This is a genomic window from Halomonas sp. JS92-SW72 (assembly GCF_003547075.1).
In the GTDB taxonomy this organism is placed as follows: domain Bacteria; phylum Pseudomonadota; class Gammaproteobacteria; order Pseudomonadales; family Halomonadaceae; genus Halomonas; species Halomonas alkalicola.
The window spans coordinates 1,648,082-1,673,616 of the sequence record NZ_CP032147.1 but is presented as its reverse complement, the minus strand read 5'-3'; the positions used below and the strand labels follow the sequence as shown (position 1 = coordinate 1,673,616).

The following is a 25,535-nucleotide window of genomic DNA, read 5'->3' as shown; positions in this document are numbered from 1 at the left end:
GGCAACCATGACACGACGAGTACTGATTCGCGCCACCGGCGCGGCGCGGCCGGGCCAGCTGGCCGGACTGGGCAAGGCGCTGGCCGCAAGCGGCGCGCGCCTTTTGGACATCAACCAGAGCGTGACCTTCGGCATGCTCTCCCTCGAGGCGCTGGTGGGCCTCGAGCATGAGGCCGATCTCGAAGGGGCGCTGGCCGCCGCCGGCGATCTGCTGGGCCTCGACGTCCAGGCGATCCAGGTCAGCGCCGAGGAGTACCAGCGCTGGAGCGTGCAGGCCAGCCAGCCGCGGCTGATCCTGACCCTGCTGGCGCCCCACCTGCCCGCCGGCATCCTGGCGGAGGTCGGGGCGCTCACCGCCGAGCACGGCCTCACCGTGGAGCTGATCCACCGCCTCTCTGGCCGCGAGCCCCTGGACGGCGGCGTCCCCGGCGAGCGCGATGCCATCCAGGGGGCCTGCGTGGAGTGCTGGCTGCGCGGCGAGGAGGTCGACCTCGACGCCCTGCGCGAGAAGGCGCTGGCGCTCGGCGCCATGCACGGCGTCGACATCGCCATCCAGGAGGACTCCATCTGGCGCCGGCATCGCCGCCTGGTCTGCTTCGACATGGACTCCACCCTGATCCAGGCCGAGGTGATCGACGAGCTGGCGCGCCGCCACGGCGTCTATGACGAGGTGGCCGAGGTGACCGAGCGCGCCATGCGCGGCGAGCTCGACTTCCAGCAGAGCTTCCGCGAGCGCATGGCCAAGCTCAAGGGCCTCGACGAGTCGGTGCTGGCCGAGATCGCCGAGACGCTGCCGCTGATGGACGGCGTGGAGCGGCTGATGGCCCAGCTCAAGCGCCTGGGGTATCGCACGGCGATCCTCTCCGGGGGCTTCACCTACTTCGCCCGCCACCTGCAGCAGAAGCTCGGCTTCGACGAGGTCCACGCCAACGAGCTTTTGATCGAGAACGGCAAGGTCACTGGCGAGGTGCGCGAGCCGATCCTCGACGCCGACCGCAAGGCGGAGCTGCTGCGCGAGATCGCCGCCCGTGAGGGGCTGACCCTGGAGCAGACCATCGCCGTGGGCGACGGGGCCAACGACCTCAAGATGCTGGCCGCCGCCGGCCTCGGCATCGCCTTCCGGGCCAAGCCGCTGGTCCGCGCCCAGGCAAACCACTCGATCTCGACCCTGGGCCTCGATGCGGTGCTCTACCTGATTGGGTATCGCCAGGTGGACCTGGAGGAGTAGTGGACGTGAGCGCTCCCTTCGATACCTGGCGCGACCGCTTCGAGCGGCTGCGCTCGAACAAGGCCTTCGAGCTCACGGTGATCACCATCATCGTGGTCTCGGCGCTCTTGATCGGTGCCAAGACCTACGAGGAGGAGGTCAGCCGCTTCCAGGAGGTGATGCTGTGGCTCGATGTCGGCGTCACGGTGTTCTTCCTGGTGGAGATCCTGATCCGCATGGCCGCGGAGAAGCGCCTGCGGGACTTCTTCCGCAAGGGCTGGAACATCTTCGACTTCCTGATCGTCACCGCCAGCCTGATTCCCATGGAGGACTCGGAGATGGTGCTGCTGGCGCGGCTGCTGCGCATCTTCCGGGTGCTGCGCCTGGTCTCGATGATCCCCGAGCTGCGCCTGCTGATCGCCGCCCTTTTCAAGTCGATCCCGCGCATGGGCTACGTGGCGCTGCTGATGTTCATCATCTTCTACATCTACGGCGCCATCGGCAGCTTCCTGTTCGCCAGCGTCGACGAGAAGCTGTGGGGCAACATCTCGCTGGCCATGCTGACGCTCTTCCAGGTGGCCACCTTCGAGAGCTGGGCCACGGCGGTGCTCTACCCGACCATGGAGCACTACCCCTACGCCTGGATCTACTTTCTGACCTTCATCTTCCTCAACGCCTTCATCTTCCTGAACATGATGATCGGCATCGTGCTCGACGTGATGCAGAAGGAGAGCCTGGCCATCGAGCTGGAGACCGGGGAGGGGGAGGCCGCGGAGCTGCACGGCCTGCGCGACGACGTGCGCGAACTGCGCGCCCAGCTGTCGCGGATGGAGGCGCTGCTGGAACGTCAGCGGCGTTAAGCCGGCAGGCACCGTACATGGAAAGTTGACAACGGGTCTCAACCTTGATTCTCTAGGGGCATGAACATGACTGCGTACGACCTTGACCTACGACTACTAGCCCGCGCCTGAACAGCGAGCGGCGATGCCCCCTGTGCATCGTCTGGAGTCCGGTCAAAACGAGGTTGTACCATGTCTGCCCCCATGAATTGCCCCATCCATGCCCATCGTGTCGCCTGCGTCAGCCAAGTGGCTGCCGTCTGTGCGATCATGTGCAAAGCGAGTCCCGACGCCCCGACTGGCCATTGCCCGTCGGGGCGTTATCGTTTCCGCACCGCCCACTGATTCAGCCGCACCGTCGCCCAGGGAGAACGCCACCATGATGCTCGACAACCCCGCCTCCAAGTATCGCCCCTTCGTCGCCGTGGACCTGCCGGATCGCCAGTGGCCCAGCCGTCGCATCGAGCAGCCGCCGATCTGGACCAGCGTCGACCTGCGCGACGGCAACCAGTCGCTGATCGACCCCATGGACCAGGAGCGCAAGCAGCGCTTCTTCGACCTGCTGGTGAGGATCGGCTTCAAGGAGATCGAGGTGGGCTTCCCCTCGGCCTCCCAGACCGACTTCGACTTCGTGCGCTCGCTGATCGAGGGCAACCGGATTCCCGACGACGTCACCATCCAGGTGCTGACCCAGGCCCGCGACCACCTGATCGACCGCACCTTCGAGTCCCTCAAGGGCGCCAAGAACGCCATCGTCCACGTCTACAACGCCACCGACCCGGTCTTCCGCCGCGTGGTGTTCAACGTGACGAAGGAGGAGTGCATCGGCATCGCCGTGGACGCCACCACCCTCATCCGGCAGCGCATGGCGGAGGCGCCGGAGACGAACTGGACCTTCCAGTACTCGCCGGAGCTCTTCACCACCAGCGAGATGGACTTCGCCAAGGAGGTGGTCGAGGCGGTGATGGAGGCCTACGGCGCCACCGTCGAGAAGCCGATGATCGTCAACCTGCCGGCCACCGTGGAGGCGGCATCGCCCAACAACTACGCCGACCAGGTGGAGTGGTTCTGTCGCCACGTGAAGAACCGCGATGCCCTGATCGTCAGCGTGCACCCGCACAACGACCGCGGCACCGGCGTGGCCGCCGCCGAGCTGACCCTGATGGCGGGCGCCGACCGCGTCGAGGGCACCCTGTTCGGCAACGGCGAGCGCACCGGCAACGTCGATATCGTCACCCTGGCCATGAACATGTACACCCAGGGCGTGCACCCGGGCCTCGACTTCTCCAACATCACGCCGATCATGCGCGAGGTGGAGTACTGCAACCAGCTGCCGGTGCATCCGCGCCACCCCTACGTGGGTGACCTGGTCTTCACCGCCTTCTCCGGCTCCCACCAGGACGCCATCAAGAAGGGCATGGCGGAGCGCCGCGCCAATCCCGACGCCGTCTGGGAGGTGCCCTACCTGCCCATCGACCCGCTGGACGTGGGCCGCAGCTACGAAGCGGTGATCCGCGTCAACAGCCAGTCCGGCAAGGGCGGGGTCTCCTACCTGCTCGAGCAGGAGCACGGCATCGAGCTGCCGCGTCGCCTCTCCATCGAGTTCAGCCAGGTGGTGCAGGAGGTGGCCGACCGCACGGGCAAGGAGATCACCTCACAGATGATCTACCAGGCCTTCGCTGACGAGTACCTGGCCCAGACCACGCCCTTCGGCCTGGTCAGCCATCGCCTCTCCTCCGAGGCGGATAGCCCCCGGGTGACCCTGGAGGCAACCATCGAGGAGCGCGGCGAGCGGCGTACCATCAGGGGCGAGGGTAACGGCCCGCTGGCCGCCTACATCAAGGCGCTGGACGCTGCCGGCCACGATGTGGAGATCATCGACTACCACGAGCACTCCCGCGGCCAGGGCGCCGACGCCGAGGCGATCGCCTATGTGGAGGTGCGCATCGACGGCAAGGCGGTGTTCGGCGTCGGCACCGACGAGAGCATCACCAGCGCCTCCATGAAGGCGGTGATGAGCGCCATCAACCGCCATGTCTCCACCCAGGCCCCGGCGGCCAACGTGACCGCCGAGTCACTGGCGGTGGCCAAGTAGCAGCGTCGCGGCTGATCCGGCGACAGGCCTATGCGGGGGCGCTGTGAACCCGTCCCTGGGCGCTACCGATGCCATCCCTGGCATAGGACCCCCGCTTCGGCCTGTCCCCGGCGCCGCTTGTCTTGGTGCTTGCTCCTTGTAGCTATAGTGGCGTCTTGCTTCCTTCGCCGGGGATCTCCCTGACCAGCCTCGGCACCAGGAACCCCGGCAGCACCTCCCTCAGGCCCGCGACCAGTTCGCGGGCCTGGTCGTCTGGCACGTCGAAGTGGGCCGCGCCGGCCACCGGGTCGAGCACGTGGAGGTAGTAGGGCAGCACCCCGGCCTCGAAGAGCCGCTCGGAGAGCTCGGCCAGGGCGTCCACCGAGTCATTGACCCCGCGCAGCAGCACACTCTGGTTGAGCAGGGTGGCCCCTGCCGTCTTGAGCCGGGCGCAGGCGTCGATCACGGCGTCGTCGATCTCCTGGGCGTGGTTGATATGCAGCACGATCACCTTCTGCATGCGGGTCTTGCCGAGCCAGTCGAGCAGGGCGGCGTCGACGCGGTCGGGAATCACCACCGGCAGGCGGGTGTGAATGCGTAGCCGCCTGAGGTGGGGAATGGCGTCCAGGCGCTCGACCAGCCAGGCGAGCTGGCGGTCGCTGGCCGCCAGGGGGTCGCCGCCGGAGAGGATCGCCTCGATGATCGTGGGGTCGTGTCTCAGATGGTCGAGGCTGGTCTCCCACTGAGCCCGGGAGGGCGCGTTCTCGCCGTAGGGAAAGTGGCGGCGGAAGCAGTAGCGGCAGTTGACCGCGCAGGCGGGGCTTGCGATCAGGAGCACCCGGCCGGCGTACTTGTGGATCAGCCCGCGGGCCGGGGTGTGGGCCGCCTCTTCGAGGGGGTCGGCCACGAAGCCGGGTGCCGGCGCGGTCTCCTCGCCCAGCGGCAGCACCTGGCGCAGCAGGGGGTCGTGCGGGTCGCCCGGGCGCATGCGCGACAGGAAGGCCTCGGGCACGCGCACCTCGAAGAGGGCATGACCCGCCTCGGCGCCGGGCCGCCAGGCTGCGTCGAGCCCCAGGCGCCGGCAGAGCTCGGCGGGGTCGCGAATGGCGCCCGCCAGCTGCGCCTGCCAGGCGGGCGGCGGTGCCAGCGGCTCGGCCTCGTCGTGACGCTGCAAAAGGGCGGGGCTTCGGGTTATCATGCGGCACACCAGTCAATGCGGGCGAGGCGGGCTCCTGGAAGCGTCGCCTCGTCGAAAGTCGTTTCCCAGCGCGCCGCCGGGTTCCGGGGGCGCGCTCGAACATGGGTGAGAGAAGATGGCGAACTATTCTACCAACGAATTCAAGGGCGGTCTGAAGGTGATGCTGGACGGCGATCCCTGCGCGATCGTCGAGAACGAGTTCGTGAAGCCGGGCAAGGGGCAGGCGTTCAACCGCGTCAAGCTGCGCAACCTGATCACCGGCCGCGTCTGGGAGCGCACCTTCAAGTCCGGCGAGTCCCTCGAGGGCGCCGACGTCATGGACCTCGACATGGAGTACCTCTACACCGACGGTGAGATGTGGCACTTCATGAAGACCGACGGCTCCTTCGAGCAGTACGCGGTGGAGAAGAAGGCCCTGGGCGACACCATCAAGTGGCTCAAGGAGCAGGTGGTCTACACCGTGACCCTGTGGAACGACAACGCCATCAGCGTGACCCCGCCGAACTTCATCGAGCTCGAGGTGCTCGAGACCGACCCGGGCCTCAAGGGTGACACCGCCCAGGGCGGTTCCAAGCCGGCGACCCTCTCCTCCGGCGCCGTGGTCCGCGTGCCGCTCTTCATCAACCAGGGCGAGATCCTCAAGGTGGATACGCGCAGCGGCGACTACGTCTCCCGCGCCTGAGGAAAGACTCCTCAGCCAGCGGCGCCGGGGACAGGTCGTAGAGAGGGTCTTTTGCCAGGGATGGCAAAAGTAGCGTACAGGGAAGTATTCACAGCGCCCTCTCGTAGGCCTGTCGCCGGGAAGGCCGCGGTGATGCTCGATTCCGACGAGAGCATTCTAGACAAGGCCACGCTTCGGCGTGGCCTTGACGATTCCGGAGGACAGGAAATGACCGACGACTGGCGCCCCACGGCGACGATCGCGACCCTGCGCGAGCGGGCGCGGCTGCTGGCCGAGGTGCGGGCCTTCTTCGCCGAGCGCGACGTGCTGGAGGTGGAGACGCCGGTGCTGGGCCACGGCGGCAGCACCGACCTGCACCTGGCCTCGCTCTCGGCCCGGGCGACCACGCCGGTGGGGCGCGAGCGGCTGTGGCTGCAGACCTCGCCGGAGTTCGCCATGAAGCGGCTGCTGGCAGCGGGCGCCGGGCCGATCTTCCAGCTGGCGCGCTGCTTTCGCGACGGCGAGGTGGGGCGGCGCCACAACCTCGAGTTCACCATGCTGGAGTGGTACCGCCCCGGCCTTACCCTCGACGAGCTGATCGAGGAGACGGCCGCGCTGGTGCGCCGGGTGCTGGGTCGAGCGTCGGGGGACGAGGCGGGGGGCGATGCAGGGCCGCCGCGTCGTCGCCGCTACCGGACGCTGTTTCGCGAGGCGCTCGCCATCGATCCCTTCACCGCGCCCCTGGCCGAGCTGCGCCGGCTGGCCGCCGACAAGGGCGGACTGGCCATGGACGACGCCCCCCGCGACGACTGCCTCGACCTGCTGATGAGTCTCGTGATCGAGCCGCAGCTGGGCCGCGAGGGCATCGACGTGGTGGTGGACTACCCGGCCAGCCAGGCGGCGCTGGCCCGACGCCACCGCGACCCGGAGGACGGGGAGTGGGTGGCCTCGCGCTTCGAGCTCTATCTCGAGGGGCTGGAGCTCGCCAACGGCTATGACGAGCTGACCGATGCCGCCGAGCAGGCGGCACGCTTCTATGAGGACAACGCCGCCCGGCGGGCGGCAGGGCTGCCGGAGGTGGACATCGACCGGCGCCTGGTGGCGGCGCTGGCCCACGGCATGCCCGAGGGGAGCGGGGTGGCCCTGGGCATCGACCGGCTGATCCAGCTGGCGCTGGGCAAGTCGAGCGTGGCGGAGGTAATGGCCTTCGCCACGCCGCGCTGTTAGGCCGCTGAGGCGAGGGCGCCGGGGGGAAGTCGAAGCGGAGGTCCTATGCCAGGGATGGCATCGGTAGCGCCCAGGGATGGGTTCACAGCGCCTCCGCGCAGACTTTCCGCCGGGAAAGCCCGGGGGACTACTTCGACAGTTCCCCCAGAGATTGACCCATCTGCACCTTGGCGCCGGGCTCGATGCCGTCGGCGAAGGTCACCGGCTCGGCGAAGGCCATCACCACCGTGGAGCCGAGCTTGAAGCGGCCCATCTCCGCGCCGCGTTCCAGGTGCACCGGGGTATCGAAGCGGATGCGCTGCACGCCGCCGCGGGGCAGCGGGGTGATCTGCCCGGCCCATACCGTCTCGATGGCGGCGACGATCATCGCCCCCACCAGCACCATCACCATGGGGCCCTGCTCGGTGTCGAAGTGGCATACCAGCCGCTCGTTGCGGGCGAAGAGGTTGGGCACGTGCTCGGTGGTGGCGGCATTGACCGAGAAGAGCCGCCCCGGCACGTAGACCATCTCGGTCAGGGTGCCGGCCACGGGCATGTGCACCCGGTGGTAGTCGCTGGGGGAGAGGTAGACGGTGGCGAAGCTGCCGCCCAGATAGCGGCGCGCGGCCTCGCCGTCGCCGCCCAGCAGGTCCATGGCCGAGAAGCGGTGGCCCTTGGCCTGGAGCAGCTGGCCGGCCGTGAGCGGGCCGAACTGGGAGAGCCTGCCGTCGGCGGGGCTCAGTACCCCCTCGCCGAGGGGGCGGGCGTCGGCCTTCAGCTCCCGGGTGAAGAAGTCGTTGAAGGTGGCATAAGCCGTCGGGTCGGGGTTGGCCGCCTCGCTCATGTCGACCTTGAACTGGCGGATGAAGCGCCGCACCAGGGCGTTCTTCAGCCAGGGGGTGCGGCAGTCGGCGAGGCGCCCCACCAGCCGCGAGAGCAGGTGGTGGGGCAGCGGGTACTGGATCAGGGCAAAGAGCCGGGAGAGTGACAAGGGCATTCCTGTGGCAAGCGTTGAGGGTTATTTCTCGATCGGGGTGTCGTCGCGGTTGCCCCACTCCTTCCAGGAGCCGGCGTAGCCGCGGATCTTCTCGAAGCCCAGCGCACGGCCCACGAGCCAGGTGAAGCCGCTTCTGTGGTGGCTCTGGCAGTGGGTGGCGACCTCCATGTCCGGGGTCAGGCCCAGCGCCTCCAGCTCGGTGACGAGCTCGGCGTAGTCGCGGATGCGCAGGCCGCGTTCCGGGTCCATGGCGCGGGTCCACTCCATGTTCACCGCGCCGGGGATATGGCCCAGCTGCCGGTTCTCGCCCTTCTCGCCGCGGTACTCCTCCGGCGAGCGGGCGTCCCAGATGGCGAAGCCCTTCTCGCCGAGGCGCTCGACGAGTTCGACGCGGTCGATGGCCACCTCGGGGTGGAGGATCTCCGCCTCGTAGGCGCTAGGGGTGGGGGCGGTGGGCGCGGTCTCCACCGGGAGGCCATCCTGACGCCAGGCGTGGATGCCGCCGTTGAGATAGGAGTAGCGGGTGTGGCCGATCAGCTCCAGGGTCCATAGCAGCCTGCCGGCCCAGCCGCCGCCCTCGTCGTCGTAGGCCACCACGTGGGTGTCGCGGGTCAGGCCCAGTTCGCTGAACAGTGCGGAGAGCTGCGCAACAGTGGGCTCCAGGCAGGGGACCTCGCCCGAGCCGCGCATCAGGCGCGCCTTGTCGAGGAAGATGGCGCCGGGCACGTGGCCCTCGGCGTAACTCTCGGCCTTGAGCGGTACGTCGATGATCAGCAGCGACGGCTCGTCCAGGTGCTCGGCGAGCCGCTCGGGCTCGATGATCAGCGGCAGCAGGTTGGCTTCGGAACTCATGGCGACTCTCCTATTTCCTTGTTCTACAACCCCGGGGTCTAGAAACCCGATTCGAGCGTGTCGAGGATGCGTCGGTAGCTGGCGAAGCGCTCGGGATGAATGTCGCCCCGCTCCAGCGCCGCGAGCAGCGCGCATCCGGGCTCCTGGCGGTGGCGGCAGTCGCGGAAGCGGCAGTGCCCCAGCAGCTCGCGGAACTCGATGAAGCCCTCGGCGACCTGCTGCTCGTCGAGGTGGCCGAGGCCGAACTCGCGGATCCCGGGCGAGTCGATCAGCTCGGCCTCCACGGCACTGGGCAGCGTGTAGAGCCGAGCGGTGGTGGTGGTATGGGTGCCCTTGCGGCTGTCCTTGGACAGCGCGCCGATGCGCAGTTCCTCGTCGGGCAGCAGGCGGTCGATCAGTGACGACTTGCCCACGCCGCTCTGGCCCACGAACACCGAGGTGCGCCCGGACAGCCGGGCGTGCAGGGCATCGAGGCCGTCCTCGCGCTCGGTGGTGCTGGCCACCACCGGGTAGCCCAGCGCCTCGTAGCGATGCAGCAGCGCCATCAGCTCGCCGCCGCCCTCAGGCAGCAGGTCGATCTTGTTGAGCACCAGCACGGGGGCGATGCCGGTGGCCTCGGCGGCCACCAGGTAGCGGTCGATCAGGTTGGGGTGGGGCTCGGGCTCCACGGCGAAGACGATCAGGATCTGGTCGATGTTGGCGGCCACCGGCTTGAGCTGGCCGCGGGCGTCGGGGCGCTCCAGCACGCTTTCCCGCTCGCCACGGGCCACCACCACGCCCTCCACGATGGCGCCCTCGGGATCCTGGCGGCCGCGCCAGATCACCCGGTCACCGGTGACCAGGCCTTCCAGGTTGGCGCGCAGGTGGCAGCGCACCGGCTCGCTGGCACCCTCCGGGCGCACGTCCAGGGTGCGCCCGAAGTGGGCCACGACCCGGCCGGGCTGCTCGGGACCGTACTCGCCGGCGGCCAGCTTCTCGCTGTCCTTCTCGTCGAGCCGGGCGGCCCGGGCGGCCCGTTCGGCCTGGATCTTCTCGATGCGCCAGCGCTGCTGGCGGTTCAACTTGCGTTTGCTCATGGGGGCCCGAAGCTCGTTACAATGTCGATCATTGTACTCACCCTGGGCGCCCGCTGTCGCGAGCCGCGGTGCCATGCAAGGAACTCACCCAAGGACCTCACCCAAGGAATAGCGATGAGCCAGCGCAGCGAACCCAAGGATCCGCGCCAGAACCGCCTGGTATGGATCGACCTGGAGATGACCGGGCTCGACCCGGAGAAGGAGCGGATCATCGAGGTGGCGACCCTGGTCACCGATGCCGAGCTCAACGTCGTGGCCGAGGGGCCGGTGATCGCCGTCAGGCAGCCCGACGGCCTGCTCGAGGCCATGGACGAGTGGTGCACCAGGACCCACGGCGAGTCGGGGCTGACCGCGCGGGTCAAGGCGAGCACCGTCGACACCGCCGAAGCCGAGCGCCGTACCCTCGCGTTCCTGCGCGAGCACGTGGCGCCCGGCACCTCGCCCATGTGCGGCAACAGCGTGCATCAGGATCGTCGCTTCATGGAGCGGGAGATGCCCGAGCTGCTGGCCTTCTTCCACTACCGCAACCTGGACGTCTCGACCCTCAAGGAGCTGGCCAGGCGCTGGAACCCCGGCGCCATGGCGGGCTTCCAGAAGCGCAACGTGCACCTGGCCATGGATGACATCAAGGAGTCCATCGCCGAGCTTGCCCACTACCGCGAGACCTTCCTGCGCCTGCCGGGCCAGTGGAGCGATGAGGAGGAGTAGGAGGCACTTCACTCGTCGCGGCATAGTGACGGGCCGCCAGCGTAAGCGGCGCCGGGGACAGGTCGCAGAGGGGGTCCTACGCCAGGGATGGCGTCGGTAGCGTACAGGGAGGTATTCACAGCGCCCCCTCGGCGGTCCAGCGTCCCGGGGCCCGTCGCCGGAAAAGCCGCGATTCAAGGCGCCAAGGTCAGCCGCGGGCGATCAGCGCCCGGCGCTTCTCGCGCTGGCGGGCCAGCGCCCAGCGCACGTGCTCGCGCACCAGGTCGGAGGGGTAGGGCAGGCGCGCCCTGAGGGCGGCCTCCACCGCCTCGCTCCAGGGGGCGTTGCCGAGCCCCACGGCGAGGTTGCGCAGCCAGCGCGCGTAGCCGATGCGGCGGATCGGGCTGCCGGCGGTCTTCTCCAGGAACTCCTCCTCGCCCCAGGCGAAGAGCGCCAGCAGGCTGGCGCGGTCCAGGTCATGGCGCGGCGCGAAGTCGGGCTCCCGGGTCGCCCGAGCGAAGCGGGTGAAGGGGCAGACCAGTTGGCAGTCGTCGCAGCCGAACACCCGGTTGCCCATGGCCTCCCGGAAATGCTCGGGGATGGCGCCGTGGAGCTCGATGGTGAGGTAGGAGATGCAGGCCCGGGCGTCCACCACCCGGTCCGCGACGATGGCACCGGTGGGGCAGGCGGTGCGGCAGGCGCTGCAGCTGCCGCAGTGCTCGTCCTCGAAGGGCGGGTCCACCGGCAGCGGCAGGTCGGTGTAGAGCTCCCCCAGGAAGAAGAGCGAGCCGGCCTTCGGGTTGAGCAGCATGGCGTTCTTGCCGAACCAGCCGAGCCCCGCCTTGCGCGCCAGCGCCCGCTCCATCACCGGGGCGGAGTCCACGAAGGCACGGTAGCCGATGGGGCCCACCTCGGCCTCGATCCGCTGGGCCAGGGTCGCCAGGCGCTTGCGCATCAGCTTGTGGTAGTCGCGGCCGGTGGCGTAGCGCGACACATAGGCGCGCTCGGGCTGGCCCAGCACCTTGGCTGTTTCCACCTCGGCGGGCAGGTAGTCCAGCCGCACGCTGATCACCCGGACCGTCCCCGGCTCCAGCTCCGCGGGACGGGTGCGCTTGGTGCCGTGCTTGGCCATGAAGCCCATCTCGCCGTGGAAGCCGGCATCCAGCCAGCGCGCCAGGCGCTCCTCGTCCTCGGCCAGGTCCACGTCGGTGATGCCGAGCTGCTGAAAGCCGAGCTCGCGGCCCCAGGCCTTGATGCGCTCGGCCAGGGCGGTGAGGTCGGCGGGGCGGGGGGAGTGGCTCATGATCGCGAAAATACCGGGCAAGTGAGGCCTGGCGATTGGCGCCGGGGCCGGGAAACGACACACTGATGGTAAAGCAACCCCCCGCCAGGAGACACCGGATGTCTGACGAGACCCTGCTCCCCCTCTACCGCGCCGAGCAGGTGCGCGAGCTCGACCGGCGCACCATCGCCGGCGGCATCGCCGGCTTCGCCCTGATGCAGCGGGCCAGCGCCGCCGCCTGGCAGCTGCTGCGCCAGCGCTGGCCCGGGGTGCGCCGGCTCACGGTGCTGTGCGGTGCCGGCAACAACGGCGGCGATGGCCATGTGCTCGCGGCCCTGGCCGCCGCCGAGGGCCTGGTCGTGCAGCGTATCCTGCTCAAGGGCATCGACGAGCTCGCAGGCGATGCCCGGCTCGCCGCCGACATGGCCACGGCGGCCGGCGTGGGCGCCGAGCCGTGGCGCGCCGGCATGGCGCTGGAGGGGGAGCTGGTGGTGGATGCGCTGCTCGGCACCGGGCTCACCGGGGAGGTGCGCGGCGCCTTCCGGGAAGCCATCGCCGCCATCAATGCCTCGGGCCGGCCGGTGTACGCCGTCGATATCCCTTCCGGGCTGCATGCCGACACCGGCGCGGTGCTGGGGGAGGCGGTGCGTGCCACCGCGACGGTCACCTTCATCGGCGACAAGCTGGGGCTCCACACCGGGGCGGCGGCGGATCACGTCGGCGAACACCATTTTTGCGCGCTGGGCGTGGATGCCGGGGCCGAGGAGGACCTGGTGCCGGCGGCATGGCGGCTGGAGGAAGCGCTGATCCGGGCCTGGCTGCCGCCGCGGCGGCGGACCGCCCACAAGGGCGACTGCGGCCATGTGCTGATCCTGGGCGGCGCGCCGGGCTTCGGCGGGGCGGCGCTGCTCGCCGCCGAGGCGAGCGCCCGGCTGGGGGCCGGCAAGGTGAGCCTGGCCACCGCGCCCGAGCACGTCACGGCAAGCCTGGTTCGCAGCCCCGAGGTGATGGCCCACGGGGTGCGCGGGGCCGGCGATCTCGGCGAGCTGCCTCGCCAGGCCGACGCGCTGGTGGTGGGCCCGGGCCTGGGGCAGGGCAGCTGGGGCCAGGGCGTGCTGCAGGCGGCGCTGGCGTCCGGCCGGCCGCTGGTGGTGGATGCCGATGGCCTCAACCTGCTGGCGGCGCGCTTTTCAGGGCACACCCGCGACGATTGGATCCTCACCCCTCACCCCGGCGAGGCGGCCCGCCTGCTCGGCGGCACGGCTGCCGAGGTGGAGGCGGACCGCCCCGCCGCGGCCCTGGCGCTGCGCGAGCGCTTCGGCGGCGTGGTGGTGCTCAAGGGGGCCGGTACCCTGGTGGCGGGGCCCGCGGGGCTTGCCGTCTGCCCCTTCGGCAACCCCGGCATGGCCAGCGGCGGGATGGGCGATGCGCTCTCCGGCATGCTCGGCGCGCTGCTGGCCCAGGGGGTGCCGCTGGAGGCCGCGGCCCGCCTGGGCGTGCTGGTGCATGCCCGGGCCGCGGATCTCGCCGCGGCGAAGGCCGGGGAGCGTGGTCTGCTGGCCGGTGATCTGGCATCCTATGCGCGAATTCTGGTCAACCCGACGATGGGCGGTGACGATGCTGCTGCGACTCGATGATGAAGCGCGCCAGGTGAGCCTGGGCGAGTGCCTGGGGCGGGCCCTGGAGGGGCGTGGCCTGGTCTATCTCGAGGGGGAGCTGGGCGCCGGCAAGACCACCCTGGCCCGCGGCGTGCTGCGGGCCTATGGCCACCGTGGCGCCGTGAAGAGCCCCACCTATACCCTGGTGGAGCCCTATGAGCTGGACGGGGTGCGGGTCCACCATTTCGACCTCTATCGGCTGGGTGACCCCGAGGAGCTGGAGTTCATCGGGGGGCGCGACCTCTTGGGCGAGGATGTCCTGTGCCTCGTGGAGTGGCCCGGGCGCGGCGAGGGCTGGCTGCCCGAGCCCGATCTGCGCATCGCCCTGTCGCTGGCCGAGGTGGGCCGGGAGGCTCGGCTCGAGGCCTTCACCGCGCGGGGCGAGCAGCTGCTGGCCAGGCTGGCGGCCATGCCGGAGCTGGCCGCCAGCCTCCGCAAGGAACCCGATGACGCCAGGGGAGGCGACACCGCACCATGAGCAAGTGGCTACTTCGCGGCCTGCTGGCCGCTACCCTGCTGTGGCTTCCCCTGGCAGGCCTCAAGGCCGCCGAGGTGGAGAACGTGCGCCTGTGGGCGGCGCCGGACCATGCCCGCCTGGTGTTCGACCTCGCCTCGCCGACCCAGGCCAATATCTTCGCGCTCGACAACCCGCGGCGCCTGGTGATCGACCTCGACGACAGCCGCATGGCCGCCGACCTGGCCGGCATCGACCTCGCCGGCAGCGCCATCAGCCGCATTCGCAGCGGTACGCGCGACGGCAACGGCCTGCGCGTGGTGCTGGAGCTCGAGCGCGACGTGGAGCCCCGCCACTTCACCTTGGCGCCCAATGACCAGTATGGCCACCGCCTGGTGGTGGATCTCGAGTACCCCGGCGAGAGCGCCGTGCAGGACCCCATCGACCCCATCGAGGCGATGATCCGCGAGCAGGAGATCGCCGCCAACCGCGCCCGCGCCGAATCGAGCGGTGCCCCGGCCCAGGTGAGCCCGGAGCCGGCGGTGGCCCTGCAGCAGGCCCAGCCCCATCCCCGGCGCGATATCATCATCGCCATCGATCCCGGCCACGGCGGCGAGGATCCGGGGGCCATCGGCCCCGGCGGCACCCGTGAGAAGGACGTGGTGATGCAGATCTCGCGGCGCCTGCAGCGGCTGGTGGACGAGGCGGAGGGGTTCCGGGCGGTGATGATCCGCGACGGCGACTACTACATCGGCCTTCGCCAGCGCACCCAGATCGCCCGGGACCAGAAGGCCGACTTCTTCGTCTCCATCCACGCCGACGCCTTCACCAGCCCCCGCCCCCAGGGCAGCTCGGTCTATGCGCTCTCCCAGCGTGGCGCCACCTCGGAGACCGCCCAGTGGCTGGCGGCCAGCGAGAACCGCGCCGACCTGATCGGCGGCGTCGACGGCAACCTCTCCCTCAAGGACAAGGACGAGGTGCTGCGCGGCGTGCTGCTCGACCTGACCATGACCGCCACCCTCAACGACTCGCTCTCCATCGGCGGCCAGGTGCTCGACCAGCTGGGCCGGGTCAACCGCCTGCATCGCAACCGGGTGGAGCAGGCCGGCTTCATGGTGCTGAAGTCGCCGGATATCCCGTCGCTACTGATCGAGACCGGCTTCATCTCCAACCCGGACGAGGAGCGCCGGCTGCGCGATCCGAACCATCAGCAGGGCCTGGCCCGGGCAATCTTCGCGGGCCTGCAGGATCACTTCCGGCGCAACCCGCCGCCGGCCAGCCTGCTGGCCTGGCAGCGCGACAACAACCGCACCACCGGCGGCAACGAGTACCGCATCCAACCCGGCGATACGCTCTCGCAGATCGCCGCCCGGCACAACGTCTCCACGGATCGGCTCAAGCAGGCCAACGAGCTCAATGGCGACGTGATCCGTGTGGGACAGGTACTGCGCATCCCGCGCTCCTGAAACGAAGGGCAGGCAGTGATATGAGCGAACCGCGCCCCATCCGGGTCCTCGACCCGAGGCTGGCCAACCAGATCGCCGCCGGCGAGGTGGTGGAACGCCCCGCCTCGGTGGTCAAGGAGCTGGTCGAGAACGCCATCGATGCCGGCAGCCGCCGCATCGAGGTCGAGCTCGAGGCCGGCGGCACGCGCCTGATTCGCGTGCGCGACGACGGCAGCGGCATCGGCGAGGCCGACCTGCCGCTGGCGCTGTCGCGCCACGCCACCAGCAAGATCGTCTCCCTGGAGGAGCTCGAGGGCGTGGCGAGCCTCGGCTTTCGCGGCGAGGCGCTGGCCTCGATCAGCTCGGTATCGCGCCTGGAGCTGGTCTCCAACGCCGATGAGGACCCCACCGCCGGCTGGCGGGTGGTGGCCGAGGGGCGCAACATGGAGCCGCGGGTCAGCCCGGCCCCCCACGCCCGCGGCACCTCGGTGACCGTGCGCGACCTCTTCTTCAATACCCCGGCGCGGCGCAAGTTCCTGCGCACCGAGAAGACCGAGTTCGGCCACGTCGAGGAGGCCTTCCGCCGCCAGGCGCTTTCCCGCTACGACATCGGCTGGACGCTGCGCCACAACCAGAAGACCCTCCACCAGCTGCGTCCCGGCGAGGACCAAGCCTCCCGCGAGCGGCGCATCGCCTCGCTGCTCGGCCGTGCCTTCCTGGAGAACGCCCTGCACCTGGACCTTGCGGCCTCGGGGCTGCGCCTGTGGGGCTGGGTGGGCCTGCCGACCCACTCCCGGGCCCAGGCCGACCAGCAGTACTTCTTCGTCAACGGCCGGGTGGTGCGCGACCGCCTGGTGGCCCATGCCGTGCGCCAGGCCTACCGCGACGTGCTGTTCAGCGGGCGCCATCCGGTCTTCGTGCTCTATCTGGAGGTGGAGCCGTCGGTGGTGGACGTCAACGTCCACCCCACCAAGCACGAGGTGCGCTTCCGCGACGGCCGCCTGGTCCACGACTTCCTCTTCTCCAGCCTGCATCGCGCCCTGGGGGAGGCGCGGGCCGGCCAGCCGGGGGCCGGCCATGACCTGGAAGAGGCCCGGGAACCTGTCGCTGCGGATGAGACGCCGCGCACCGCTGAGGCAGGGCAGGTGCGCGAGAGCGCCGGGCGCTGGCAGCAGCAGCCTATGGCGCTGCCGGGCCGGGAGGAGGGCGAGCGGGTGACGCCCGATCGCGTCCGCGCCTTCATGGAGGGCTATCGGGCGCTGCATCCCGGTCACGAGGAGATGCTGCTGACGCCGCAGCCCGCCGCTCCGGGCGCCGGGGTCGGGGGTGCGGCCGCCGAGGTGGCCCTGGCCGAGCGCCGGACCCTGCAGGAGGCCCACCGCCCGGTGCTGCCGGAGGCCGACGACACCCGGGCGCCCCCGCTGGGCTACGCCATCGCCCAGCTGCATGGCGTCTATATCCTCGCCCAGAGCGAGCGCGGCCTGATCCTGGTGGACATGCACGCCGCCCACGAGCGCATCGTCTACGAGCGCATGAAGACCCAGGTGCACGGTGGGCGTCTCGATGCCCAGCCGCTGCTGGTGCCGGTGTCGCTGGCCGCCAGCCCGGCCGAGGTGGCCACCGCCGAGGCGGAGCGCGAGGCCTTTGCCCGCTTCGGTGTCGAGCTCGACGTGGCCGGCCCCGAGACCCTGCTGGTGCGCCAGCTGCCGGCGCTGCTGATCGACGCCGACGTGGAGCCCCTGATCCGCGAGATGCTGGGGGACCTCGAGCGCTACGGCCGCTCGGACCGTATCGAGGCCCACGTCAACGAGCTGCTGGCGACCATGGCCTGCCACGGCAGCGTGCGTGCCAATCGCCAGTTGAGCCTGGCCGAGATGAACGCCCTGCTGCGCGACATGGAGCGCACCGAGCGCAGCGGCCAGTGCAACCACGGCCGCCCCACCTGGACCGAGATGAGCATGAAGGACCTGGACCGCCTCTTCATGAGGGGGCAGTAGGTAAACGTTTTCCACCCGCGTGGCGAGAAGCGCCGGGGGCAGGCCGAAGAGGAGGTCCTATGCCAGGGATGGCATCGGTAGCGCCCAGGGATGGGTTCACAGCGCCTCCTCGACGGCCTGACGCCGGATCAGCTTCTCTTCGCCCAGCTTGAGAGGCCCGATGTCAGATACCCGTCCTCCCGCCATCCTGCTGGTGGGGCCCACCGCCGCCGGCAAGACCGACCTCGCCATCGCGCTCCACGAGCGGCTCGGCTGCGAGCTGATCAGCGTCGACTCCGCCATGGTCTACCGCGGCATGGATATCGGCAGCGCCAAGCCCTCCGCGGAAGAGCTCGCCCGGGCGCCCCATCGGCTGATCGACATCCGCGACCCCGCCGAACCCTACTCGGCGGCGGATTTCCGCGAGGATGCCCTTCGCGAGATGGCCGAGATCACGGCGTCAGGCCGGGTGCCGCTGCTGGTCGGCGGCACCATGATGTATCTGAAGCAGCTGCTGCACGGGGTGGCCAACCTGCCCTCCTCGGATCCGGCGGTGCGCGCCGAGCTTGAGGCCGAGGCTGCGGCACATGGCCTTGCCGCCCTGCACCAGGCGCTCGCCCGGGTCGATCCGGCCTCGGCGGCCCGCATCCACCCCAACGATCCCCAGCGGCTGATGCGGGCGCTGGAGGTGTATCGGCTCAGCGGCCGGCCGCTGAGCGAGCTGTGGGCCGAGCAGCGGCCTGAAACCTTTCCCTGGCGCACGCTGTCGATAGGGCTCGCCCCGGCGGATCGCGCCGTGCTGCACGAGCGCATCGCCCGACGCTTCGACGCCATGCTGGCCGGCGGTTTCATCGAGGAGGTGGCGTCACTCAAGGCGCGCGGCGATCTGCACCCGGAGCTGCCATCGATGAAGAGCGTCGGCTATCGCCAGGTCTGGGCCTATCTCGACGGCGAGTATGATCGCGAGACCCTGCGCCATCGCGGTATCGTCGCGACCCGCCAGCTGGCCAAGCGCCAGCTGACCTGGATGCGCAGCTGGGAGGGGCTTGCCTGGGTCGACAGCCTGGGGCCTGACCCCCTGGGCGAAGTGCTGAAACTCGTGCGCAATTTCGGCACTTAGCGTAAGATACGCCTTTCACGAGCCGGGTAGCCGGGCCCCTCGCGGCGTCGGCGATGCCAGTGAGGCAACAGCAGTACGTCACGAAATAACATCAACCCCAGAGACAATTTCAGGGAGAGCAACATGTCCAAAGGGCAGTCCCTTCAAGATCCGTACCTGAACATCCTGCGCAAGGAGCGCATCCCGGTATCGATTTTCCTGGTCAACGGCATCAAGCTGCAGGGCCAGATCGAATCTTTCGACCAGTTCGTCATCCTGCTGCGCAACACCGTGAGCCAGATGGTCTACAAGCACGCCATCTCCACCGTGGTGCCGTCACGCAACGTGCGTCTGCCGGCCCAGGACCCTGCCGCGCCGCAGGACAGCCAGTGAGGTAGTGATTGTTTTTTGAACGCCCCGACGCCGGTGAAACGGCCGTCCTCGTCCATGTGGACTTCCAGGACGAACAGAAGCGCGAGGATGCAGGCGAGTTCCTCGAGCTCGTCCGCTCCGCCGGCGCCGTGCCGGCCACCCTGCTGACCGGCAGCCGTCAGCGGCCGGATCCGCGTACCTTCGTGGGCTCCGGCAAGCTGGAGGAGCTCCGCGAGGCCAAGACGGTGCACGGTGCCGAGCTGGTGATCTTCAACCACGCCCTGAGCCCCTCCCAGGAGCGCAATCTCGAGCGTGAGCTCAAGTGCCGGGTGCTCGACCGCACCGGCCTGATCCTCGATATCTTCGCCCAGCGGGCGCGTACCCACGAGGGCAAGCTGCAGGTGGAGCTCGCCCAGTTGGAATACATGTCGACCCGCCTGGTACGCGGCTGGACCCACCTGGAGCGCCAGAAGGGCGGTATCGGCCTGCGCGGTCCCGGCGAGACCCAGCTGGAGACCGACCGCCGCCTGCTGCGCGCCCGCATCAAGTCGATCCACAAGCGCCTCGACAAGGTGCGCGGCCAGCGCGAGCAGAACCGTCGCTCCCGGGCCCGGGCCGAGATTCCCAGCGTCTCCCTGGTGGGCTACACCAACGCGGGCAAGTCAACGCTCTTCAACGCCCTGACCTCCTCCGAGGTCTATGCGGCCGACCAGCTCTTCGCTACCCTCGACCCGACGCTGCGGCGCCTGGAGGTCGAGGACGTGGGCCCGGTGGTGCTGGCCGATACCGTCGGCTTCATCCGCCACCTGCCCCACAAGCTGGTGGAGGCGTTTCGCGCCACCCTGCAGGAGGCCGCCGAGGCGACCCTGCTGGTGCATGTGATCGATGCCGCCGACCCGGACCGCGAGCTCAACGTGCAGCAGGTCGAGCTGGTGCTCGACGAGATCGGCGCCCTCGATGTGCCGATGCTCAAGGTGATGAACAAGATCGACCTGCTCGACAGCGCGCCGCGCATAGAGCGCGACGGCGAGGGGCGCCCCGAGGTGGTGTGGCTCTCGGCGCAGGAGGGCAGGGGGCTGGACCTGCTGGCCCAGGCCCTGGCCGAGCGGCTGGCGGACGATGTCCTCGACTTCTCCCTCAGCCTGGGGCCGGCCCAGGGCCGCCTGCGTGCGGCCCTTCACGAACTGGGGGCGGTGCGTGAAGAGGCCTTCGACGAGCAGGGCGACACCCGGCTGCAGGTGCGCCTGCCGCGGCGCGACTTCCTGCAGTTGATGTCGCGACTCGGCGAGCGCGCCGATGATTATCTCCCCGAGGCCCTGCACGACCGCGAGGCCTGGGAAGAGCAGGGGGCAGACTAGCAGCGGGCGGCTGTTAACAACGACGACATGGACGACGGGCGCCACCGTCCCGGATGGAGGGGCGCCGACAGGATCGCAACCGAGGCCCCGGCCGGCTTGCCGGCCGGGGCAGTAACGCATAGTGGAGAAGACCTATGGCCTGGAATGAGCCTGGTGGCGGTGGCAACCAGCACGACCCCTGGAGTGGTGGTGGCCGACGCGGCGGCAACGGAGGCGGTGGCAATGGTGGCGGCGGTGGCAACCGCGGCGGTAACCAGGGGCCCCCCGACCTCGACGAAGCCCTGAAGAAGTTTCAGGACAAGCTCAACGGCATGCTCGGCGGCCGCGGCGGCAAGGGCGGCGGCAAGGGTGGCAAGGGCGGTGGCGGCAAGCCGCGCAACACCTTCGCGCTGCCTGGCCTGCTGGTCGTGGTGGCGCTGGCGATCTGGGCGGCCTCCGGTTTCTACCTGGTGGACCAGTCCGAGCGGGGCGTGGTGCTGCGCTTCGGCAAGTTCCAGGAAGTGGTCAGCCCCGGCCTGCACTGGAACCCGCCGCTGATCGACGACGTGCGCATGGTCAACGTGACCCGCGTGCGCTCGCTGACCCAGACCCAGTCGATGCTGACCCGCGACGAGAACATCGTCGAGGTCGAGATCTCGGCCCAGTACCAGGTCGCCAACCCGCGCGACTTCGTGCTCAACGTGCGCAACCCGCAGCTCTCCATCGAGAACGCGCTGGATTCCGCCCTGCGCCACGTGGTCGGCGGCACCGACATGATCGAGATCCTGACCTCCGGTCGTGAGATCCTCGGCAGCTCCGTGTCCAGCCGTCTGCAGTCCTACCTGGACAGCTACGGCACCGGCATCCGCCTGCAGACCATCAACATCGAGTCCACCTCGGCCCCGGCCCCGGTCATCGACGCCTTCGACGACGTCATCCGGGCCCGTGAGGACCGCCAGCGGACCATCAACCAGGGCATGGCCTACGCCAACGCCATCATCCCCGAGGCCCAGGGTCAGGCGCAGCGCCTGGTCGAGCAGGGTCAGGGTTACCGCGAGTCGGTGGTGGCCGAGGCCCGTGGTCAGGCCAACCGCTTCAACGCGCTGCTCTCCCAGTACCAGAACTCGCCGGCGATCATGCGCGAGCGTCTCTACCTGGATGCCATCGCCGATGTCTTCGGCAGCACGCCCAAGGTCCTGGTGGACGTGGCTTCCGACAGCCCGCTGATGTACCTGCCCCTCGACCAGATGGGCAACGGCGGCGGCAGCGGCGGCACCTCGGCCTCCGGCGAGCGCCTGGGCGAGCAGGGCGAGCTCGACCCGCGGGTCCTGGAGCGTCTGCGCTCCGGCCAGACCACCTCGAGCAGCAGCAACAGTGGAATCCGCAGGGAGGGCCGCTAAATGATCAACAATCGTTCCCTGCTCATCGTCGGTGGCCTGGCCGCCGTGGCCTGGCTGGCCAGCAACAGCCTCTACGTGGTCGACGAGACCGAACGTGCCGTCAAGCTGCGCTTCGGTGAGGTCATCGAGGAGAACATCCAGCCGGGCCTGCACTTCAAGGTGCCGATCACCCAGACGGTGCGCAAGTTCGACACCCGGGTGCTGACCCTGGACACCGACACCAGCCGCTACCTGACCCTGGAGCAGAAGGCGGTGATCGTCGACTCCTACGTCAAGTGGCAGGTGGTCAATCCGACCCGCTACTACGAGGCCACCGCCGGCGACGAGATGATGGCCGTGCGCCTGATCCAGCCGCGGGTCGACGAGAGCCTGCGTAACGAGTTCGGTCGCCTGGACCTCCAGCAGATCATCGCCGAGCGCCGCGACGATCTGATGATCGGCCCGACCCAGGACCTCGATGCCCTGCTGCGCGAGGAGCTGGGTGTCGCTATCGTCGACGTGCGCGTCAAGCGCATCGACCTGCCCGACGATGTCTCCGCCGCGGTCTTCGAGCGCATGCGCTCCGAGCGTGAGCGGGAGGCCCGCGAGTGGCGCGCCCAGGGTCAGGAAGAGTCCGAGCGCATCCGCGCCAACGCCGACCGTCGTCGCCAGGTGCTGCTGGCCCAGGCCACCGAGCGGGCCGAGACCCTGCGCGGTGAGGGTGATGCCGAGGCCGCGGCGATCTTCGCGGAGTCCTACTCCCAGGACCAGGAGTTCTTCACCTTCTGGCGCAGCCTGAACGCCTACCGCGAGAGCTTCCAGGGTGACGGCAACATGCTGGTGCTGGATCCCTCCAGCGACTTCTTCCGCTACCTGAAGAGCGCCATGCCCTCCGGCGCGGAGTGACAGCGAGACGCGCCGGGGTTCATCCCCGGCGCAAACGTGGTAGACTCCTGCAACCGGGCGTGGCCCGGTTTTTTTGTGGCCGCCTGTCGCAAGACCGCGCAGGCCCTGTTGCACGTGAGACGCTCGCCGAGGCCTCGGCTCGAGCGCCTGTCATACGGCTTCACGGCCATTTTCACTGCCTAGCAGGATGATTCACATGACCATCGCTGACCGCTGGCTGCTGCCCGACGGCATGGACGAGGTGCTGCCGCCTCAGGCAAGCCGGATGGAGGAGCTGCGCCGCGCGCTGCTCGACCTCTACCACCGCTGGGGCTACGACCAGGTGATGCCGCCCACCGCGGAGTTTCTCGACTCCCTGCTCACCGGCACCGGCTCCGACCTGGCCCTGCAGACCTTCAAGCTCACCGACCAGCTCACCGGACGCATGATGGGCATCAGTGCCGACGTCACCCCCCAGGTGGCGCGCATGGACGCCCACTCCCTGAAGCGCCAGGGGCCGGTGCGCCTCTGCTACTGCACCAACGTGCTGCGGGCCACCGCCGACCAGCACCAGGGCGGCCGCAGCCCGGTGCAGGTGGGGGTGGAGCTGTTCGGCCACGCCGGCATCGAGGCGGACCTGGAGATCCTCCACCTGGCGCTGGCCAGCCTTACCGCCGCCGGCGCCGGCGAGATTCACCTGGCGCTGGGCCATATCGGCATCTACCGCAGCCTGGTGGAGGCGGCGGGCCTGGCGGGCGACGCCGAGCGAGCCCTGTTCGAGGCCCTGGAGCTGAAGAGCCCCGGCGAGATCGCCGAGCGGGTCGCCGAGAGCGTCGAGGATCCGGCCCTGGCCGAGATGTTCCTGGCGCTGGGCCGCCTGCACGGCGGTGCCGAGGTGCTCGAGGAGGCCCGCGAGGCCTTCGCCGAGGCGCCCGCCGCCGTGGGCGCGGCGCTGGAGCAGCTGCGCGCCCTGCATCAGGGCGTGCTGGCCAGCCACCCGGAGGTGGCGCCCTACTTCGACCTGGGCGAGCTGCGCGGCTACGCCTACCATACCGGCATGATGTTCGCCGCCTATGTGCCCGGCTACGGCCAGGCGCTGGCCAAGGGCGGCCGCTATGACGACACCGGACGCGCCTTCGGGCGCGCCCGGCCGGCCACCGGCTTCTCCATGGACCTCAAGCTGCTGGCGGGGCTCAGCCCCTCGGAGCCGCCGTGCGACGGCATCTGGGCGCCGGCCGAGGGCGAGGGCCTGCACGAGACCGTGGTGGCCCTGCGCGGGCAGGGCGAGCGGGTGGTCCAGGCCCTGCCGGGGCAGCGCACCGGACCGGCCGAGCATCGCTGCGACCGTGAGCTGGTGTTGATCGATGGCCACTGGCAGGCCGTGGCACTGTAGACTGGGTTAAACCTTGGGCGCGACGGCCTGCCGCCGCGCGGCAACGAGAGACGAGAGAGCAATGGGCAAGAACGTAGTCGTACTGGGCACCCAGTGGGGTGACGAGGGCAAGGGCAAGGTCGTCGACCTGCTCACCGAATCCGCCGCCGCCGTGGTGCGCTTCCAGGGCGGTCACAACGCCGGCCACACCCTGGTGATCGACGGCGAGAAGACCGTCCTGCACCTGATTCCCTCCGGCATCCTGCGCAAGGACAAGACCTGCGTGATCGGCAACGGCGTGGTGCTCTCGCCTGACGCGCTGATCAAGGAGATCCGCGAGCTGGAGGCCAAGGGCGTGCCGGTGCGTGAGCGCCTGCGTCTGTCGCCGGCCTGTCCGCTGATCCTGCCCTACCACGTGCGCCTCGACCAGGCCCGTGAGAAGGCCCGCGGCGTGGCCAAGATCGGCACCACCGGGCGCGGCATCGGCCCGGCCTACGAGGACAAGGTGGCCCGCCGCGGCCTGCGCCTGGGCGACATGCTGCACCGCGAGCGCTTCGCCTCCAAGCTCGGCGAGGTGCTCGACTACCACAACTTCGTGCTGGTCAACTACCACGGCGAGCAGCCGGTGGACTTCCAGCAGGTGCTGGACAGCGCCATGGAGATGGCCGAGGAGCTGCGCCCCATGGTGTGTGACACCGTGGGCCTGGTCCACGACTACCGCAAGGCGGGCGAAAACATCCTCTTCGAGGGCGCCCAGGGCTCGCTGCTGGACATCGACCACGGCACCTACCCCTTCGTGACCAGCTCCAACACCACCGCCGGCGGTACCGCCACCGGTTCCGGCGTCGGCCCGCTCTACCTGGACTACGTGCTGGGCATCACCAAGGCCTACACCACCCGGGTCGGCTCCGGCCCGTTCCCCACCGAGCTGTTCGATGACCACGGCCGTCACCTGGCCGAGCGTGGCCACGAGTTCGGCGCCACCACCGGCCGCCCGCGCCGCTGCGGCTGGTTCGACGCCGTGGCCCTGCGCCATGCGGTGCAGATCAACTCGGTCTCGGGCATCTGCCTGACCAAGCTCGACGTGCTCGACGGCCTCGAGAACATCCGCGTCTGCGTGGGCTATCGCAGCAAGGATGGCGATGTGCTCGACACCCCGGTGGACTCCGAGGGCTATGAGGCCATCGAGCCGCTCTACGAGGACCTGCCAGGCTGGAGCGAGTCGACCCTGGGCGCCCAGCGCGTCGAGGACCTGCCGGCCAACGCGCGCGCCTACATCCGCTACCTGGAGGAGAAGGTGGGCGTCAGCATCGACATCATCTCCACCGGCCCGGATCGCAACGAGACCATCGTGCTGCGCAACCCCTTCGAGGGCTGAGGCACACCCCGCCGCTACAGGCCGCCCGCGCGGCCTGTACGACACCGCAGAAGGCCGGCACCTGGTGCCGGCCTTCTGCGTATAGGAGCCACGACGTCACG

Annotated in this window: 22 protein-coding genes; 17 read left to right on the top strand and 5 right to left on the bottom strand. The window is 69.7% G+C overall.

Going from position 1 to position 25,535, the window contains the following annotated elements:
* The first annotated feature begins 7 nt into the window (after nucleotides 1-7).
* From serB to leuA, 3 genes are all read left to right on the top strand, one after another.
* A complete protein-coding gene (gene serB / locus D1793_RS07825; RefSeq protein ID WP_119021660.1) occupies nucleotides 8-1,228 on the top strand; it encodes a phosphoserine phosphatase SerB in 1,221 nt (406 codons plus the stop codon).
* Between the two features lie 5 nt (nucleotides 1,229-1,233).
* The gene (locus D1793_RS07820) at nucleotides 1,234-2,067 is read left to right on the top strand and encodes an ion transporter (protein ID WP_119023619.1); all 834 of its coding nucleotides are present in this window, start codon (nucleotides 1,234-1,236) and stop codon (nucleotides 2,065-2,067) included.
* Between the two features lie 358 nt (nucleotides 2,068-2,425).
* Nucleotides 2,426-4,141 carry a 2-isopropylmalate synthase gene (gene leuA, locus D1793_RS07815; protein WP_119021659.1) on the top strand — a complete coding sequence of 572 codons (1,716 nt, stop codon included), beginning with the start codon at nucleotides 2,426-2,428 and terminating at the stop codon, nucleotides 4,139-4,141.
* A gap of 142 nt (nucleotides 4,142-4,283) precedes the next feature.
* On the opposite strand, the gene epmB is transcribed toward leuA, so the two are convergent.
* Entirely contained in the window at nucleotides 4,284-5,318 is a 1,035-nt protein-coding gene (gene epmB / locus D1793_RS07810) for an EF-P beta-lysylation protein EpmB (protein WP_119021658.1), read from the bottom strand.
* Between the two features lie 115 nt (nucleotides 5,319-5,433).
* Here epmB and efp point away from each other — a divergent pair, with 115 nt between their 5' ends.
* Both efp and epmA read left to right on the top strand, forming a co-directional pair.
* Entirely contained in the window at nucleotides 5,434-6,000 is a 567-nt protein-coding gene (gene efp, locus D1793_RS07805; protein ID WP_119021657.1) for an elongation factor P, read from the top strand.
* 207 nt (nucleotides 6,001-6,207) lie between these two features.
* Nucleotides 6,208-7,206 carry an EF-P lysine aminoacylase EpmA gene (gene epmA, locus D1793_RS07800; RefSeq protein ID WP_119021656.1) on the top strand — a complete coding sequence of 333 codons (999 nt, stop codon included), beginning with the start codon at nucleotides 6,208-6,210 and terminating at the stop codon, nucleotides 7,204-7,206.
* A gap of 127 nt (nucleotides 7,207-7,333) precedes the next feature.
* On the opposite strand, the gene asd is transcribed toward epmA, so the two are convergent.
* Genes asd through rsgA form a run of 3 tightly spaced genes read right to left on the bottom strand, consistent with a single transcriptional unit; the run spans nucleotide 7,334 to nucleotide 10,110 of the window.
* A complete protein-coding gene (gene asd / locus D1793_RS07795) occupies nucleotides 7,334-8,182 on the bottom strand; it encodes an archaetidylserine decarboxylase (protein ID WP_119021655.1) in 849 nt (282 codons plus the stop codon).
* Between the two features lie 21 nt (nucleotides 8,183-8,203).
* Nucleotides 8,204-9,034: a rhodanese-like domain-containing protein gene (locus D1793_RS07790; RefSeq protein ID WP_119021654.1), complete on the bottom strand. Its 831-nt coding sequence runs from the start codon at nucleotides 9,032-9,034 to the stop codon at nucleotides 8,204-8,206.
* Nucleotides 9,035-9,072: 38 nt separating this feature from the next.
* The gene (gene rsgA / locus D1793_RS07785; RefSeq protein ID WP_119021653.1) at nucleotides 9,073-10,110 is read right to left on the bottom strand and encodes a small ribosomal subunit biogenesis GTPase RsgA; all 1,038 of its coding nucleotides are present in this window, start codon (nucleotides 10,108-10,110) and stop codon (nucleotides 9,073-9,075) included.
* Nucleotides 10,111-10,224: 114 nt separating this feature from the next.
* Here rsgA and orn point away from each other — a divergent pair, with 114 nt between their 5' ends.
* A complete protein-coding gene (orn, locus tag D1793_RS07780; protein ID WP_119021652.1) occupies nucleotides 10,225-10,818 on the top strand; it encodes an oligoribonuclease in 594 nt (197 codons plus the stop codon).
* A 187-nt stretch (nucleotides 10,819-11,005) separates the two neighbouring features.
* Here orn and queG read toward each other — a convergent pair whose 3' ends face one another.
* Complete coding sequence (gene queG / locus D1793_RS07775; RefSeq protein WP_119021651.1) at nucleotides 11,006-12,100, bottom strand: tRNA epoxyqueuosine(34) reductase QueG; 1,095 nt, start codon at nucleotides 12,098-12,100, stop codon at nucleotides 11,006-11,008.
* Between the two features lie 98 nt (nucleotides 12,101-12,198).
* On the opposite strand from queG, the gene D1793_RS07770 reads away from it, so the two are divergent.
* The 11 genes from D1793_RS07770 (at nucleotide 12,199) to D1793_RS07720 (ending at nucleotide 25,434) form a co-directional block, all read left to right on the top strand.
* Nucleotides 12,199-13,716 (top strand): NAD(P)H-hydrate dehydratase, encoded by a 1,518-nt coding sequence (locus D1793_RS07770; RefSeq protein ID WP_119021650.1) that lies wholly within the window; start codon nucleotides 12,199-12,201, stop codon nucleotides 13,714-13,716.
* Nucleotides 13,697-14,215, top strand: coding sequence for a tRNA (adenosine(37)-N6)-threonylcarbamoyltransferase complex ATPase subunit type 1 TsaE (gene tsaE / locus D1793_RS07765; protein ID WP_110069328.1), 519 nt, complete (start codon nucleotides 13,697-13,699; stop codon nucleotides 14,213-14,215). Before D1793_RS07770 ends, tsaE begins: the two co-directional genes overlap by 20 nt.
* Entirely contained in the window at nucleotides 14,212-15,657 is a 1,446-nt protein-coding gene (locus tag D1793_RS07760) for an N-acetylmuramoyl-L-alanine amidase (protein WP_119021649.1), read from the top strand. Before tsaE ends, D1793_RS07760 begins: the two co-directional genes overlap by 4 nt.
* A gap of 20 nt (nucleotides 15,658-15,677) precedes the next feature.
* Entirely contained in the window at nucleotides 15,678-17,633 is a 1,956-nt protein-coding gene (gene mutL, locus D1793_RS07755) for a DNA mismatch repair endonuclease MutL (protein ID WP_119021648.1), read from the top strand.
* Nucleotides 17,634-17,793: 160 nt separating this feature from the next.
* On the top strand, nucleotides 17,794-18,732 hold the full coding sequence (gene miaA, locus D1793_RS07750) for a tRNA (adenosine(37)-N6)-dimethylallyltransferase MiaA (protein ID WP_119021647.1): 939 nt from the start codon (nucleotides 17,794-17,796) through the stop codon (nucleotides 18,730-18,732).
* 123 nt (nucleotides 18,733-18,855) lie between these two features.
* Nucleotides 18,856-19,104 (top strand): RNA chaperone Hfq, encoded by a 249-nt coding sequence (hfq, locus tag D1793_RS07745; RefSeq protein ID WP_110069332.1) that lies wholly within the window; start codon nucleotides 18,856-18,858, stop codon nucleotides 19,102-19,104.
* A gap of 8 nt (nucleotides 19,105-19,112) precedes the next feature.
* Nucleotides 19,113-20,441 (top strand): ribosome rescue GTPase HflX, encoded by a 1,329-nt coding sequence (hflX, locus tag D1793_RS07740; RefSeq protein ID WP_119021646.1) that lies wholly within the window; start codon nucleotides 19,113-19,115, stop codon nucleotides 20,439-20,441.
* Between the two features lie 134 nt (nucleotides 20,442-20,575).
* Nucleotides 20,576-21,820 (top strand): FtsH protease activity modulator HflK, encoded by a 1,245-nt coding sequence (gene hflK, locus D1793_RS07735; RefSeq protein ID WP_119021645.1) that lies wholly within the window; start codon nucleotides 20,576-20,578, stop codon nucleotides 21,818-21,820.
* A complete protein-coding gene (hflC, locus tag D1793_RS07730) occupies nucleotides 21,821-22,705 on the top strand; it encodes a protease modulator HflC (RefSeq protein WP_119021644.1) in 885 nt (294 codons plus the stop codon).
* Between the two features lie 196 nt (nucleotides 22,706-22,901).
* The gene (locus tag D1793_RS07725) at nucleotides 22,902-24,077 is read left to right on the top strand and encodes an ATP phosphoribosyltransferase regulatory subunit (RefSeq protein WP_110069336.1); all 1,176 of its coding nucleotides are present in this window, start codon (nucleotides 22,902-22,904) and stop codon (nucleotides 24,075-24,077) included.
* Between the two features lie 61 nt (nucleotides 24,078-24,138).
* Nucleotides 24,139-25,434 carry an adenylosuccinate synthase gene (locus D1793_RS07720; RefSeq protein ID WP_119021643.1) on the top strand — a complete coding sequence of 432 codons (1,296 nt, stop codon included), beginning with the start codon at nucleotides 24,139-24,141 and terminating at the stop codon, nucleotides 25,432-25,434.
* Nucleotides 25,435-25,535 lie beyond the last annotated feature (101 nt).

Coding starts and splice junctions, on each gene's coding strand:
- serB (WP_119021660.1), top strand. CDS start 8: ATGACACGACGAGTACTGATTCGCGCCACCGGCGCGGCGCGGCCGGGC.
- leuA (WP_119021659.1), top strand. CDS start 2,426: ATGATGCTCGACAACCCCGCCTCCAAGTATCGCCCCTTCGTCGCCGTG.
- epmB (WP_119021658.1), bottom strand. CDS start 5,318: ATGATAACCCGAAGCCCCGCCCTTTTGCAGCGTCACGACGAGGCCGAG.
- efp (WP_119021657.1), top strand. CDS start 5,434: ATGGCGAACTATTCTACCAACGAATTCAAGGGCGGTCTGAAGGTGATG.
- epmA (WP_119021656.1), top strand. CDS start 6,208: ATGACCGACGACTGGCGCCCCACGGCGACGATCGCGACCCTGCGCGAG.
- asd (WP_119021655.1), bottom strand. CDS start 8,182: ATGCCCTTGTCACTCTCCCGGCTCTTTGCCCTGATCCAGTACCCGCTG.
- D1793_RS07790 (WP_119021654.1), bottom strand. CDS start 9,034: ATGAGTTCCGAAGCCAACCTGCTGCCGCTGATCATCGAGCCCGAGCGG.
- rsgA (WP_119021653.1), bottom strand. CDS start 10,110: ATGAGCAAACGCAAGTTGAACCGCCAGCAGCGCTGGCGCATCGAGAAG.
- orn (WP_119021652.1), top strand. CDS start 10,225: ATGAGCCAGCGCAGCGAACCCAAGGATCCGCGCCAGAACCGCCTGGTA.
- queG (WP_119021651.1), bottom strand. CDS start 12,100: ATGAGCCACTCCCCCCGCCCCGCCGACCTCACCGCCCTGGCCGAGCGC.
- D1793_RS07770 (WP_119021650.1), top strand. CDS start 12,199: ATGTCTGACGAGACCCTGCTCCCCCTCTACCGCGCCGAGCAGGTGCGC.
- tsaE (WP_110069328.1), top strand. CDS start 13,697: ATGCTGCTGCGACTCGATGATGAAGCGCGCCAGGTGAGCCTGGGCGAG.
- D1793_RS07760 (WP_119021649.1), top strand. CDS start 14,212: ATGAGCAAGTGGCTACTTCGCGGCCTGCTGGCCGCTACCCTGCTGTGG.
- mutL (WP_119021648.1), top strand. CDS start 15,678: ATGAGCGAACCGCGCCCCATCCGGGTCCTCGACCCGAGGCTGGCCAAC.
- miaA (WP_119021647.1), top strand. CDS start 17,794: ATGTCAGATACCCGTCCTCCCGCCATCCTGCTGGTGGGGCCCACCGCC.
- hfq (WP_110069332.1), top strand. CDS start 18,856: ATGTCCAAAGGGCAGTCCCTTCAAGATCCGTACCTGAACATCCTGCGC.
- hflK (WP_119021645.1), top strand. CDS start 20,576: ATGGCCTGGAATGAGCCTGGTGGCGGTGGCAACCAGCACGACCCCTGG.
- hflC (WP_119021644.1), top strand. CDS start 21,821: ATGATCAACAATCGTTCCCTGCTCATCGTCGGTGGCCTGGCCGCCGTG.
- D1793_RS07725 (WP_110069336.1), top strand. CDS start 22,902: ATGACCATCGCTGACCGCTGGCTGCTGCCCGACGGCATGGACGAGGTG.
- D1793_RS07720 (WP_119021643.1), top strand. CDS start 24,139: ATGGGCAAGAACGTAGTCGTACTGGGCACCCAGTGGGGTGACGAGGGC.